The sequence below is a fragment of the Mediterranea sp. ET5 genome (genome assembly GCF_023337025.1).
Taxonomy (GTDB): domain Bacteria; phylum Bacteroidota; class Bacteroidia; order Bacteroidales; family Bacteroidaceae; genus Phocaeicola_A.
Genome location: NZ_JAMBLN010000012.1, coordinates 1 through 14,190, shown reverse-complemented (window position 1 = coordinate 14,190; position 14,190 = coordinate 1). Strand labels below are relative to the sequence as shown.

The window sequence follows — 14,190 nt, the reverse complement described above, 5'->3', positions numbered from 1 at the left end:
GGCCATGAAAAAGAAAAGATACTTCGCATGGATACTGTTTTCAGTATGTCTGGTCATGCTGGTGGCGGCGGTCTTCCCGCATCATCACCACGATGACCTGACACTCTGCATGCACTATGACCTGCAGACGTGTTGTGACGCGGAGTGCCCCGACAGTCCCCACCATCACGGAGGCCGTGATTGCGGAAATGCCTGTGTCACCTCGTTCTGCTGTGACGCCCCTCATCCTTCCCATCTGATTTCCCCTCTCTTTTATTTCATCGTAGACCTGGGTATCCGGGCTGACGCGTACAGGCTTTCCTTGCCGGAACGTGTCGTCGACGGGGATACCTGTGTCTATGTCGAACGCCTCCATCCATTGGACGTGCAAGCCGTCGGCGGATGGCGTGCTCCTCCCTGCGTGTAAACTTGTTGGAAGACGACAGGCAATTCCCGTTGCCTGCGGTTTATTATTTGCAACGGAACAGGTCTATCTTTGCCGTTGTGATGCCCGGGATTATCATACAAACATTTTTACACGCACCAATCTTATGAAAAAACTATATCTGTCGCTTGCGGCTTTTGCAGGCGCATTGCTTGTTTCGCTGTCGTCCTGTGGCAGCGGAACCGCCCATGACGGGCATGAACATGAACACGAACACATACACGATGCCGAAACCGAAGCACATGCCCACGAGGCGGAAGAGGAGCATGACCATGCCCATGAGGCGGCTGAGCCTCATGCTCATGGAGAAGGTGAAGCACACGGCGATGAAATCATTCTGACACCCGAGAAGGCAAAGGCTGCCGGCATCGTGGTGCGTTCTGCTGAAGTCGGGACATTCCGTCAGGTAATCCGCACAAGTGGAGAGGTCCTGGCAGCCCAGGGCGACGAAGCGACCGTCGTGGCAACAACGGCCGGAACGGTCTCGTTCCCTGTTCCCATGGTGGAGGGCAAGAGTGTGGGCAAGGGAGCCTCTCTGCTGGTGGTCTCCGCCCGTCACTTTGCGGAAGGCGAACCTGCCGAACGTGCCCGCATCGCTTATGAGGCCGCCAAAGATGAATACGACCGTGCTTCCAAACTGGTGGAGAGCGGCATCGTGTCACGCAAGGAGTTTGCTGCCATCAAGGAGACTTACGAGAATGCCCGGTTGGGATATGAAGCCCTTTTGTCGGGTGCCGGCAAGGCGGGACAGCGTGTCCAGGCTCCCATCAGCGGTTATGTGAAGTCCTGCCTGGTCAAGGAGGGGGACTACGTGACCGTGGGACAGCCTCTGATGACCCTCACGCAGAACCGCCGTCTGTTCCTCCGTGCCGAGGTGTCGGAACGGTATTACAAGTATCTTCCCGGCGTGGTGTCTGCCAACTTCAAGACACCGTACGACGACCGCGTCTATGCCCTCGACGAGCTGCGCGGACGGGTCCTGTCGTTCGGCAAGTCGACGGACACCACCCAGTTCTACCTGCCGGTCACATTTGAATTTGACAACCGGGGCGACGTCATTCCCGGTTCGTTTGTCGAGATTTACCTCCTGTCCGGAGAGATGGAGAATGTCATCGCGCTGCCCAAGACTGCCATCACCGAGGAGCAGGGCATCCATTTCGTCTACCTGCAGGTGGATGCCGAAGGCTATAAGAAGCAGGAGGTGAAGTTGGGAGCTGACAACGGACGCGAGGTACAGATTCTCTCCGGTGTGAAGCCCGGCGATAAGGTTGTCGTCGAGGGCGCTTATCATGTGAAGCTCGCTTCGGCAAGCAATGCCATTCCTGCCCATACGCACGAACATTAATCGGAGGAACTGCGTATGCTGAACAAGATTATACATTTCTCACTCAACAACCGCATCCTTATCCTGGTTGCTTCCGTGTTGTTGATGGTGGGCGGTGCCTATACATCGTTCCACACCGAAGTGGATGTGTTCCCCGACCTCAATGCGCCCACGGTGGTGGTCATGACCGAAGCCAACGGTATGGCAGCCGAGGAAGTGGAGCAACTCGTGACTTTCCCCGTAGAGACCGCAGTCAACGGGGCGACCAATGTACGTCGCGTGCGTTCGTCGTCCACCAACGGCTTTTCTGTCGTCTGGGTGGAGTTTGACTGGGGAACGGACATCTACCTGGCTCGCCAGATTGTGTCGGAGAAGTTGGCCATCGTCAGCGAGGAGCTGCCCGACAATGTGGGCAACCCGACACTCGGACCGCAGTCGTCCATCCTGGGCGAGCTGATGATTATCGGACTGACAGCCGACAGCACCTCGATGCTCGACCTGCGTACGCTTGCCGACTGGACCATCCGTCCACGCCTGCTCTCCATGGGCGGTGTGGCACAGGTTGCCGTGTTGGGCGGCGACATCAAGGAGTACCAGATCCGGCTGGACCCGGCACGCATGAAACACTACGGCGTTACCCTGCCTGAGGTGATGGCTGCTACGCGCGACATGAATCAGAATGCCAATGGAGGAGTCATCTATGAATACGGGAACGAATACATCGTGCGCGGTGCCTTGTCGTCTACGGATGTGGACGAGCTGTCGCGTGCCGTCGTCAAGCGGGTAGGCGATATGCCTGTCACCCTGGGCGATGTAGCCCATGTCGGTGTCGGGGCACAACAGCCCAAGCTGGGCTGCGCCTCTGTCGAGGGCAAACCTGCCGTGCTCATTACCGTCACCAAGCAGCCTAACACCGGTACGCTCGACCTGACCGAAAAGATTGATGCCTCGCTTGCGGACCTGCAGAAGAACCTGCCTGCCGACGTGAAGGTGTCGACCGACATCTTCCGCCAGTCACACTTCATCGAGAGTTCCATTGGCAATGTGCGCCGCTCGCTCTACGAAGGTGCCATCTTCGTGGTGGTGATTCTGTTCCTCTTCCTTGCCAATGTGCGTACGACCCTGATTTCACTGGTTACTCTGCCGCTCTCGTTGGTAGTCTCTGTGCTGGTGCTTCACTGGATGGGCATGACCATCAACACCATGTCGCTCGGCGGTATGGCGATTGCCATCGGTTCGCTGGTCGATGATGCCATTGTCGACGTGGAGAATGTCTGGAAACGTCTGCGCGAGAATAAGATGAAACCTCTGGCGGAACGTCAGTCGGTAATGGACGTCGTGTTCCACGCCTCGAAGGAGGTACGTATGCCGATTCTCAACTCTACCCTGATTATCATCGTCAGCTTCGTTCCCCTGTTCTTCCTCTCCGGTATGGAAGGGCGCATGCTGGTTCCGCTGGGCATCGCCTTTATTGTGGCGTTGGTCGCTTCGACCGTGGTGGCACTGACGCTGACCCCGGTGCTGTGCAGCTATTTGCTTGGACGCGAGAAGGGGGAGGAATTGCCTAAGGAAAGTTTCGTTTCCGTGTGGTTGCGCAAGTATTATGCCGTCGCACTTGAGTGGGCATTGCGCCACAGCAAGGCGGTTCTGGGTACGACCATTGCCGTGTTCCTCGTAGCCTTGGGCTTCTTCTTTACCTTGGGGCACAGCTTCCTGCCATCCTTCAACGAAGGCTCGTTCACTATCAATGTCAGCTCGCTGCCGGGCATATCGCTCGAAGAAAGCGATAAGATCGGACGGCAGGCAGAGGAGTTGCTGCTCTCTATCCCCGAGATAAAGACCGTCGGACGTAAAACCGGTCGTGCCGAACTGGACGAACATGCCCTCGGTGTGAATGTGTCCGAAATCGAAGCTCCCTTCGAACTGGGTGACCGCTCGCGTGAAGAGGTGCTGGAAGAAGTACGTCAGAAGTTGAGCACCATCACCGGGGCGAACATTGAAATCGGACAGCCTATCAGTCACCGCATCGACGCCATGTTGAGCGGTACGCAGGCCAGCATTGCCATCAAGCTCTTCGGTACCGACCTCAACAAGATGTTCATGCTCGGTAACCAGATCAAGAACGCTATTGCCGATGTAGACGGAGTGGCCGACCTGAACGTGGAGCAACAGATCGAACGTCCGGAACTGAATATCGAGCCCAAGCGGGAGATGTTGGCGAAGTATGGCATCACGTTGCCCGACTTCCGCGAGTTCGTCTCCGTGAACATGGCAGGAGAGGTCGTTTCGCAGGTTTACGAGTCGGGCAAGTCGTTCAACCTTGTCGTCCGTACGGAGGAAGACTACCGGAACGAGATGGAGAAGGTGCGTAACCTCATGATTGATACCCCCGACGGACAGAAAGTCCCCCTGACGTATGTAGCCGACGTACGTTCCGCATCCGGACCGAACACCATCAGCCGTGAGAACGTAAAGCGGAAGATTGTCATCTCCGCCAATACCTCCGGACGCGACGTGCGCAGTGTGGTCAATGACATCCAGCGCTGCATTGATGAAGAAATCAAGTTGCCCGAGGATTACCACATCGAGTATGGCGGACAGTTCGAGAGCGAACAGGCGGCATCGCGTACGCTGCTGTTGACCTCGCTCATGAGCATTGTCGTCATCTTCCTCATCCTCTATACACAGTTCAAGAGTGCCGCACACAGTGCCATCATCCTCATCAACCTGCCTTTGGCATTGATTGGAGGAGTGTTCGCACTGGTCGTTACCACCGGGGAAATCAGTATCCCTGCCATCATCGGACTCATCTCTCTGTTCGGTATTGCCACGCGTAACGGTATGTTGCTCATATCCAATTACCACCATTGGCAGGATGAAGGCATGTCGCTTCATGACAGTATCCTTCACGGTTCGCTCGACCGTTTGAATCCCATCCTGATGACGGCGCTCTGCTCGGCATTGGCAATGATTCCGCTGGCCATCCATGGCGACCTGCCCGGCAATGAGATTCAAAGTCCCATGGCAAAGGTCATCCTTGGCGGACTGCTGACGTCTACTTTCCTCAACGGCTTCATCATCCCCATCGTCTATCTGATGATGAATCGCCGACGTACGTTGAACCCTCAACAGCAAAGTGAACAATGAAAAAGATATTCCTGACTGTTGCGCTCTGTTTGGGTGTTGCCGGGCTGTATGCACAGACCGGCAGCATCGAGCGCGTGCTGAAAAGCATCGAACAAAACAATCGTGAACTCCGGGCCGGCGAAGAAGCCGTCCGTGCCGAGAAGCTGGAAGTGAGAAACGAAAACAACCTGGAAGACCCGTCAGTAAGCTATTCCCGCAAGTTCGGCGAGAAAGACGGAATCGGCCCTGAAATGGAGTTGGAGGTGTCGCAAGGCATTGACTTCCCCACGCTCTATGCCCAACGTCGTGCCTACGGCAAGTTGCAGGGGCGTGCACTGGATTTGCAACACGCCGTGCTTCGTCGTGATATCCTGTTACGTGCCAAGGAGCTGTGTCTCGACCTGATCCGTCTCAACCGCTTGCAGGACCTTTATGAACTTCGTCTGAAGAATGCCGAAGAGCTGAATGTGCTCTTTGAAAAGCGGTTGAAGGAAGGAGACGCCAATATCCTGGAAGTAAATAAGGTGAAGATGGAGTTGATGAACGTGCGTGCTGCCATGGCAGAGAACGGAGCCGATCATCGTACAGCCCTCCAGAACCTGTTGGCGATGAACGGCAATATGCCTTTGGAATTCAATGAGACAGTCTATCCGCTTGCCCCAGAACTGAAAAGCCTTGATGCGGTGAGGGATGAAGTGTTCGGTTCCGATTACGGACTACGCCAGGCGGAGGCTGGTTCGGAGGCTGCCCGTAAGCTCGTCACGGTAAACAAGCATGGCTGGTTGCCGAAGTTGGAAGTGGGCTATGGCCGCGAAGGAGGCAAGGGCGAGATGCTCAATGGCTTCATCGTCGGTGTGTCCGTTCCTCTCTTCAATAACCGTGGAAAGGTGAAGGCTGCTCGCGCCCGTCAGCTCAGTGCGGAACTGGAGCAGGAGCAGGCTGCCCAACAGCTGGAGGCAGATGTGCAATCGCTTTTCAATGAGGCTGTCAGCCTGCGCCAGTCCATCCAGGCATATGATACAGACCTGATGACCCGTACCCTTGATGCGCTGAAACAGGCTGTAGAATCGGGCCAACTCTCCGTCATCGACTATTTCACCGAGGCTGAGACCGTCTATGCCAACCAAGAACGCCTGGCAGACCTAGAGAACCGCTTCCAGAAAGCCGTTGCGCGGTTATACAAGAACAGTCTATAAGGAAACTTATGTACTTCCCGATTGGTTAGCCTCTGAAGAGGCTTGAGTATCCACAAAAAACGCGAGAGACAGACTGATTTTCAGTCTGTCTCTCGCGTTTTTGTGGACCTGGAGGGAGTCGAACCCTCGTCCAAACGAGGAAACCATACGCTTTCTACATGCTTATCTCTGCCTTCGGTTTTCGTGCGTAAGCAAGACCAGAGCCACCCACTTGCGCCTTAGCCTTTAAAGTTTCATCGTAGTCCCAAGGCCGGACTGCGACTATCCCCGATTTGACTGCACCACTGGGCCGGAATGCTTCGGAGCAACAGCTTCCGAGTGATGTCTCGTTTCCACACCTTGTGCGGAAATAAAGTTAATCTACTGTACTTCGATTAAGCAGCGAGAGCGTAGTTGTTTTCGCCAGATAATTGTTCGGTAACTGTGATTTAAGTGCTAATCACCGACGCACTGCATGCTTACATACCATTTCTGCCCGCTGTCAAATCCAAACAAGCCCAGAAAAAATATAGCCCTCTTCCACCGAAGAGGGCTACAAATGTAGTGGCTAATTCTTATACTACCAAATTTCTTGCATATTATTTTTATTTGGCGAAGCTGACGGCACGTGTCTCGCGGATGACCGTAATCTTCACCTGACCCGGATAAGTCATCTCATCCTGAATCTTCTTGGCGATTTCAGTAGAGAGCTGTTCCGTCTGCTTGTCATCAATCTTGTCTGCTCCGACAATCACGCGCAGCTCACGGCCAGCCTGAATGGCGTATGTCTTGGTGACACCCGGATAGGAGAGAGCCAGCTGTTCCAAATCGTTGAGGCGCTTGATGTAGGCTTCCACGATTTCGCGGCGTGCGCCGGGACGTGCGCCGGAAATGGCATCACACACCTGTACGATGGGAGCGATGAGGGTCTCCATCTCGGCCTCGTCGTGGTGGGCACCGATGGCGTTGCAGATATCCGGTTTCTCCTTGTATTTCTCTGCGAGCTTCTGTCCCAGGAGAGCGTGTGGCAATTCGGGTTCCTCGTCAGGCACCTTACCGATGTCATGCAGCAGACCGGCACGTTTGGCCTTTTTCGGGTTCAGTCCCAGTTCGGAAGCCATGATAGCACAAAGATTGGCTGTCTCACGGGCGTGTTGCAACAGGTTCTGTCCATAGCTGGAGCGGTATTTCATCTTACCGATGAGGCGGATCAGTTCCGGGTGAAGACCGTGGATACCCAGGTCGATGGTGGTACGTTTTCCGGTTTCGATGATTTCATCTTCCACCTGTTTGCGTACTTTGGCTACGACCTCTTCGATGCGTGCCGGGTGGATGCGTCCGTCGGTCACCAGCTGATGGAGAGCCAGGCGGGCAATCTCACGGCGCACGGGGTCAAAGGCAGAGAGAACGATAGCTTCGGGCGTGTCGTCTACCACGATTTCCACACCGGTGGCGGCTTCCAGGGCACGGATGTTACGTCCTTCACGGCCGATGATGCGTCCCTTCACTTCATCCGAGTCAATGTGGAATACGGTGACGGAATTCTCGATGGCAGTTTCCGTGGCAACCCGTTGGATGGTTTGAATCACGATGCGTTTTGCCTCCTTGTTGGCGGTCATCTTGGCATCGTCCATGATGTCATTGATATAGGATTGTGCCTGGGTCTTTGCCTCTTCCTTGAGAGATTCGACCAGTCTTTCTTTTGCCTCCTCGGCAGACAGTCCGCTGATGGCCTCCAGTTTCTCACGTTCTTGAGCCTGCAGACTTTCCAGTTCTTCCTTTTTCTTGTCGATCACCACCAGTTGGTTCTCCAAGTTGGCTTTGATGGCATCCGCTTCGTTGCGTTTACGCTGTACCTCCTCCTGGCGTTGGCTCAATACCAGTTCGCGTTGTTTCAGCTTGTTTTCCGCCTGTTGGATGCGTTGGTTGCGTTGTGCCACCTCTTTCTCCAGGTCAGCTTTCTTATTCAAGAACTTTTCCTTTACTTCCAGAAGCTTGTTCTTTTTGATGACTTCAGCTTCAGTCTGTGCCTCTTTCAGGATGCTGTTATACTTTGATTTCATGACGTATCTGAAAATCGTATAACCAATCACCAACCCGATGACGAGCGCCACAAGTGATGTTACTATCGTTAAAACCATTTTACTAAGAATTTATAATAAAAAAGCGCATCACTCCTTTCAGGAGGACACTTCCCTCCTGAACATGAAGTCATGCGCGAATATCTTTATTCAAAAAAAATGTCTACCCGGCGTTTGTCTCCGTCTGTTCTTCGCGGAAGCGTCCTTCGAGCTCCCGTGTCAGTTCGGCCAGTTTCTGCCGGTAGGGTTCCGTATCGTTGAGGCTTTCCATGGTCGTCAGTTGGAAGGCGAGGTCAAAAGTCACCATCGCAATGTAGTCTTCCCGCATGCCGCCGGGGACCCGCTCCCGATACTTATTTACTCGTTCATTTATCATTGTGGCCGCCTTCCGGTAGAGTTCCTCATCCTTCCGGTTGATGGACACTCCGTACTTGCGGTCGGCAATGTCTAAATGAATTATCATTTTTTCCTTATCGTTCATCATACATCCTTTTATCCGTTCAATAAAGCGATGCATTTATCGATTTCACGCACTAGTTTGGCCAGCCTCTGTTTGGTGTCATGCGACTCGTCGTCGTTGATACTGATGATTCGGGCGGCCTTTAAATTGGCATAGTCGGTTTCCGATTGCTGACAACGTGTTTGCAAAGCCTTGATTTCTTCTTCTTTCTGAAGAAGTGTCCGGCGGAGGGATTCGTTTTGCTGCTTCAAAAGGTCATACTGATAGAGCAACTGACGAAAACGAGCCTCAAAGATGTTGAGTTGTCTTTTATCTTCTTCCGTCATGATGAAACCAATTTGTCACACAAATATAGGCTTTCTTCGCGAACTACAAAAGAATTTTGCCGGATTTGTGAGATTTGCCTATGCTAATCGTCATTTTTCGGCTTGGGCTCTTTCTTGGCGAGCATGACGATGTTGAAGGCATATTCGCTCATCCATTGGGCGGAATATCCCAGGGTGTGCTGGTATTTGCGGATGTTGCCACAAGTTTTCCGTACGGCATCGTCCTTCCACTCATAGCGGGTCAGGATGTCGTTGACGGTTTTGGCAGTGAGCTGGTAAAGGGTTTTCTTGAAGATGCTGGGCATGCGGAACTTCCACTTCATCAGGGTGCCGACACACATCATCAGGTCTTGGCTGAATCCCTGGAACATGAAGAGGTAGTTGCGGATGTCGTTTACCGAGCGGCAGTTCTTTTTGATGGAGGCATCGATTTCCTTGAAAAAGTCGTCGCTCAGCCCGTAAATCTCCTTGAGCATCTTCTTGCTGCGGCTCTTTTCGGCAATTCCCAGCTTGTTGTTCTGCGTGGGAACTTTCAGTGTACGCTTGAACACGGCGACATCGGGCAGGAACGCGAGGTTGGTGATACCCAGGTTGCACGCCATGACCGACTGGTAATACACCCGGATGAGGGTCATGAAGTCCTCCATGCCGCCTACCTTCTCTTCTGTATCGTTGGTTTTCTTTTTAAATATGTCGAGTAATCCCATATAAGTTACGATGTAAAACAAATGATTTGCTGTGCAAAATTAACAGATTCTGTTTAAAACGGCAATTCTTCGGCTTTTTCTTTTCATTTGACTGAACTTTTCAAAAGGTGGCCGGGTCTTCTGAATAAAGGACGTACGGGTGACTGTATGTTGGGGACGGGACTTTGTGGACGTCGTCACGGGAATTGTCGTATCATTAAAAACAACAGATAGTATGAAAAAATTGATTCTATTCCTGACTGCCCTCCTGTGTCTGGGCATTCAGGCGGAAGCGCAGCGTCCGGAACGCGGCAAACGTCTGTCACCGGAAGAGATGGCGGAACAGCGTACAGCTTACATGGTGCAGAAGTATGGGTTGAATCAGGAGCAGACCAACCGTCTCTTTGAACTGAACAAGCAGCAAATGGAGCAGATGATGCAGCAGCGTCCACCACGCATCTCCCGAGACTCACTCCGGAAGATGGACAAGGAGGCACGCAAGGCGTATCAGAAGACAATGAAGGAACAGGGGAAGAACCTGTTCGAGAAGATGAAAGAGAGGGAAGAGGCTTACCGGAAAGCATTGCAGGAGATTCTGACAGCCGAGCAGTTTGCGGCATTTGAGAAAGACGAACAGGCGCGTCGCGAGCGTCGGGAGGCTCCCCGCCAGCGGCGTCCGGAACGTCCGCGTGATTTCCCCGGTGAGGGAGAGGACGACTTCTGACAGTAGAAAAATCCGGCAGCGAACAGGAAGAGCACGGTCATTGGGACGGTTGTAAGAAAGGGGCTCTTCCTTTCGCTGCTGTTTTTTTGCCGGTTTCAGGGACGGGGACACATTTCGTCTGCCGTCCCTGTGCGTTTGTGGGGAAATAGCTGTATTTTTGTGCATACTACGACGAGATGTTTCTCAAGAGGATTTAATTACTACATACAGATAGAACATTATGATGGAAAAGACATGGCGTTGGTTTGGGAAGAAAGATCCCATCACGCTTTCGATGTTGCGCCAGATTGGCGTGGAGGGCATCGTGACGGCACTGCACGATGTGCCCAACGGTGAAGTTTGGACCGAAGAGGCTATCCGCGATTTGCAGTCGTACATTGAAGCGCACGGTTTGCGCTGGTCGGTCGTGGAGAGTCTGCCGGTGTGTGAAGCCATCAAGTATGCAGGACCGGAGCGCGAACAACTGATCGAGAACTACAAGGTGAGTCTTGCCAACCTGGGGCGTTGCGGGGTGAAAACCGTCTGCTACAACTTTATGCCGGTGATTGACTGGGTGCGCACGGACTTGCAGCATCCATGGCCCGACGGGACCAGTTCGCTCTATTATGACCGTATCCGTTTCGCTTATTTTGATACGAAGATATTGGCACGGCCGGGGGCAGAGGCAGACTATACGGAGGAGGAGCTGCGCCGGGTGGCGGAGCTTGACCGGACCATCACGGAAGCGGAAAAGGACGAGCTGGTCGATACCATCATCGTGAAGACGCAAGGCTTTGTCAACGGGAACATCCGTGAGGGGGACAAGAATCCTGTTGCCATCTTCCGTCGGTTGCTGGCACAATATGAGAGCATCGACCGTGCTGCGTTGCGCGAGAACATGCGCTATTTCCTGGCAGCCATCATGCCCGTGTGCGAGGAGTATGGGGTGAACATGTGCGTGCATCCCGATGACCCTCCGTTCCAGATACTCGGTCTTCCGCGTATCGTGACCAACGAAGAGGACATCCGCTGGTTCCTGGAGGCGGTGGACAATCCGCATAACGGGCTGACGTTCTGTGCCGGTTCGTTGAGTGCAGGGACACACAATGACACCCGTGAGCTGGCGCGTCAGTTTGCACGGCGGACGCATTTCGTGCATCTGCGCAGCACGGAAGCCATGCCCGGCGGCAATTTCATAGAGAGTACTCACCTGAGCGGACGTGGGCATCTGATTGACCTCATCCGCATCTTTGAACGCGAGAATCCCGGTCTGCCCATGCGAGTGGACCACGGACGCATGATGCTGGGCGACGAGGACAAGGGATACAATGCCGGCTATTCGTTCCACGGGCGTATGCTGGCTCTTGCCCAGGTTGAAGGCATGATGGCAGTGATTGCCGACGAGATGGCACGGGGCATTCGGGTGGATTGACCCGGGGCAGGTGACTGTCTGAAAAACGAACGACGCGGACTTTCCGTCGGACCCCGGTTGCGGGGCGGCGGAAAATCCGCGTCGTTTGTGTAGGGGTGCGGTTGTCGGTCTACTGGCAGACGGCATGGATACGCCGGTAGGCTTCTGCCTGTTCCTCGGGGGTGGGGCAGTAGGTGACGACGATGAGTTTCATGCCCGGCTTCCAGAGTTCCCTGACTTTTGCCTCTATCAGGTCCGGTGTGCCGACGATGCGGGCATTCAGTATGACGCCGGTACCGGCGAAGGTGTCGGCAAAGCCATCGGTCGGATTGGCGCCGGGGTCCGTTGCTTTGGAGAAGGCTCCGTCCGCCATGCGGATGCCGGGGATGGACACGATGTCGGCCTTCTTGTCGCTCCAGTTACCGCAGGAGTGGAACACCGTACCGCCGAATGCATTGCCGGCTTTGACCATGGCGGGGACGGCCATACCGGTGTACAGGTCGGGCGAAAGCATGGTGACGGTGTCATCGCTCATGCCCAGTCCGTCGAACATGCGGCTGGAGGCAAACCCGTGCCCCGGTTTCACGAGGGCATCGCCGATGAGGCGTTGCTGGGTGCGGGTGAAATCGATGAGCAGGTCTGCCGTACGCTCCATGGCCTGCCGCATAGAGTCGGGGTCGAGGTAGAAGTCCAGGTAGAACTGGTTGGAGTCGATGATGTTGCTCAGGGTGTTGAGGGGTGACTGGACGTCGCAGTAGGACAGGGGCAGGCGTCCTTGGGTCTCCTCCAGGAAATACTGTATCATGCGGAGCGTGTGCCTGCCTGTTTCCGTCTCTTCCACCGGACGGAAGGGGGCAGCCAGCAGCTCGGCGGTGGACGGGAATTTGCCGTCTACTGCCGGAGCCAGGTCTTTCTCCCAGACGTAGCCGAATCCGTAAGCGGCCGCTACGGTCCCCAGTCCATACCACGGCTCGAGGAAGTTGGGGACGTCGGCATCGAAAGCCATGCTTTGTTTCAGGGCACCGAGTTGCCAGTGGAGGGAATGTTCCATGTTCCGGCAGTCGCCGGCAAAGACTTCCTGCACACGCATGCGTCGGTAGACCAGTACACCGGACGGGGCTTCCCAAAAAGCCTTACAACGTTCTTCGAGCCGGGCGGCATAGTCGGCATAGGCCCCAAAGTCAAACGCTGCCGGACTGAGTGGGGTGACGGCGGTCGCCTGTGAGTCGGCGAGTGAAGCGTCGAATGTATCTTCCATTGTCCTCCGTTCCATCAGTCTTTGAACAAGGTTTGCCGGCACTCCTCGGCAATGTCGAAGATGGCACGTACCTGTTCGTCGCGTACTTTGTCGTCCATATTGATGCAGCAGATACCGGTCAGGTAGGGATCTTTCGACTGCATCACACGTTCCTTGATGATGCCTTCCAGTTCGCTGCGGGTGTAGCTGTTCAGTTCCACGGGGTTCAGACGGATGTTGAAGAAGGTGTTGGGCAGCGCCTCGCGCAGGAGGTGTACATCACCTCCCCAGCCCAGGTCGAGGAAGTCCAGATGAGGCACCTTGGCGAAGTTCTCGGCGTGCCGGTGCGGGTCTTTGCCGCAGTAGTGGATGCCATAGGGACGGTACTTCATGCTCCATTCCACATCGATGGGCAGCAGGTAGTCGTGGTAGTCCTCGGTGGATATCATCGTGTGCGAGCATTCCGAGTGGAGATAGAGCGGTGCGTCGAGCAGGCGTGCGAGCCGGTTGACCGAGATGGAGGTTGTTTTTGTCTCACTATATATATAGGTGAAGAAGCGCTCCACGACTCGTGCGATGGCAGCAAAGTAGGCTTTGGTCTTTTCCGGTTCCATAATCATGTCCATCAGGATGCTCTCGCCCTTGAGATCGATGGCAAGGTTGAGGACGCCTCCCCAGTTGATGTCGCCGCAGACATAGCCGTACTTGGCCTTCAGCTCTTCAATGAGATGTTGGAGCTTCTTGAAGGCAGGGCTTTGGAAGGCAGCCTCTTCGTCCACTTCGAAGCCTTCCCGATGGGCGCAGATGACTTGCGGTGCCGAGTTGGCTGTGTATTCGATGCTGCACCCCAGCATCTCCGAGAGCAGGTAGCCGGCAGCCAGATGGACGGCACCTATCTGAGGCAGGTCCTTGTCATAGTCTGCTCCCAGACCGTATTCGCCGAAGCGGTCGTGCAGTTCCTGTTCCATGCGGCGTTCATCTTCCACACGGCGGAGGGGATTGTAAAAGAAATCTTCATCGAAAACGATGCCTGTATGTTTGTTCCACCAGGACGGGTGAAACACGATGTCGACGGGCAGTTTATGCGTGCACAGTTGTTCCATAGTCAATTCGTGTGAATTATAAGGTTAGTAATCAGAAATAGCAAGGTAGCTTCTGCAAATGTAGGAAATCTTTTGATTGACTTTCCGTTGGACGGTGATAAAAATAGGAGCGATTGATAAAAGTCTTGACATCT

General features: G+C 54.3%; 12 protein-coding genes and 1 other RNA gene. 6 read left to right on the top strand and 7 right to left on the bottom strand.

The window, feature by feature from the left end:
• Nucleotides 1–4: 4 nt before the first annotated feature.
• The 4 genes from M3087_RS08510 to M3087_RS08495 all read left to right on the top strand — a co-directional run bounded on the left by M3087_RS08510 (nt 5) and on the right by M3087_RS08495 (nt 6,070).
• Nucleotides 5–406, top strand: coding sequence for a DUF6769 family protein (locus M3087_RS08510; protein WP_249094986.1), 402 nt, complete (start codon nt 5–7; stop codon nt 404–406).
• Nucleotides 407–530: 124 nt separating this feature from the next.
• Nucleotides 531–1,769 (top strand): efflux RND transporter periplasmic adaptor subunit, encoded by a 1,239-nt coding sequence (locus tag M3087_RS08505; protein WP_249094985.1) that lies wholly within the window; start codon nt 531–533, stop codon nt 1,767–1,769.
• Nucleotides 1,770–1,784: 15 nt separating this feature from the next.
• Nucleotides 1,785–4,895 (top strand): efflux RND transporter permease subunit, encoded by a 3,111-nt coding sequence (locus M3087_RS08500; RefSeq protein ID WP_249094984.1) that lies wholly within the window; start codon nt 1,785–1,787, stop codon nt 4,893–4,895.
• The gene (locus M3087_RS08495; protein ID WP_249094983.1) at nt 4,892–6,070 is read left to right on the top strand and encodes a TolC family protein; all 1,179 of its coding nucleotides are present in this window, start codon (nt 4,892–4,894) and stop codon (nt 6,068–6,070) included. The genes M3087_RS08500 and M3087_RS08495 overlap by 4 nt, the downstream gene beginning before the upstream one ends.
• Before the next feature lie 100 nt (nt 6,071–6,170).
• Here M3087_RS08495 and ssrA read toward each other — a convergent pair.
• From ssrA to M3087_RS08470, 5 genes are all read right to left on the bottom strand, one after another.
• Nucleotides 6,171–6,569, bottom strand: a transfer-messenger RNA (tmRNA) gene (ssrA, locus tag M3087_RS08490).
• Between the two features lie 85 nt (nt 6,570–6,654).
• Nucleotides 6,655–8,190: a ribonuclease Y gene (gene rny / locus M3087_RS08485; protein ID WP_022384357.1), complete on the bottom strand. Its 1,536-nt coding sequence runs from the start codon at nt 8,188–8,190 to the stop codon at nt 6,655–6,657.
• A gap of 103 nt (nt 8,191–8,293) precedes the next feature.
• A complete protein-coding gene (locus M3087_RS08480; protein WP_157948285.1) occupies nt 8,294–8,593 on the bottom strand; it encodes a cell division protein ZapA in 300 nt (99 codons plus the stop codon).
• Nucleotides 8,594–8,622: 29 nt separating this feature from the next.
• Nucleotides 8,623–8,916 (bottom strand): hypothetical protein, encoded by a 294-nt coding sequence (locus tag M3087_RS08475; RefSeq protein WP_022384359.1) that lies wholly within the window; start codon nt 8,914–8,916, stop codon nt 8,623–8,625.
• Between the two features lie 83 nt (nt 8,917–8,999).
• Entirely contained in the window at nt 9,000–9,623 is a 624-nt protein-coding gene (locus tag M3087_RS08470) for a hypothetical protein (RefSeq protein ID WP_022384360.1), read from the bottom strand.
• Between the two features lie 214 nt (nt 9,624–9,837).
• On the opposite strand from M3087_RS08470, the gene M3087_RS08465 reads away from it, so the two are divergent.
• Together M3087_RS08465 and uxuA are read left to right on the top strand one after the other, a co-directional pair.
• Complete coding sequence (locus M3087_RS08465; protein ID WP_249094981.1) at nt 9,838–10,326, top strand: DUF4890 domain-containing protein; 489 nt, start codon at nt 9,838–9,840, stop codon at nt 10,324–10,326.
• 220 nt (nt 10,327–10,546) lie between these two features.
• Entirely contained in the window at nt 10,547–11,737 is a 1,191-nt protein-coding gene (gene uxuA, locus M3087_RS08460) for a mannonate dehydratase (RefSeq protein ID WP_249094979.1), read from the top strand.
• A 109-nt stretch (nt 11,738–11,846) separates the two neighbouring features.
• Here uxuA and M3087_RS08455 read toward each other — a convergent pair whose 3' ends face one another.
• Both M3087_RS08455 and M3087_RS08450 read right to left on the bottom strand, forming a co-directional pair.
• A complete protein-coding gene (locus M3087_RS08455; RefSeq protein ID WP_249094976.1) occupies nt 11,847–12,989 on the bottom strand; it encodes a uroporphyrinogen decarboxylase family protein in 1,143 nt (380 codons plus the stop codon).
• Entirely contained in the window at nt 12,989–14,056 is a 1,068-nt protein-coding gene (locus tag M3087_RS08450; protein WP_249094974.1) for a hypothetical protein, read from the bottom strand. The genes M3087_RS08455 and M3087_RS08450 overlap by 1 nt, the downstream gene beginning before the upstream one ends.
• Nucleotides 14,057–14,190 lie beyond the last annotated feature (134 nt).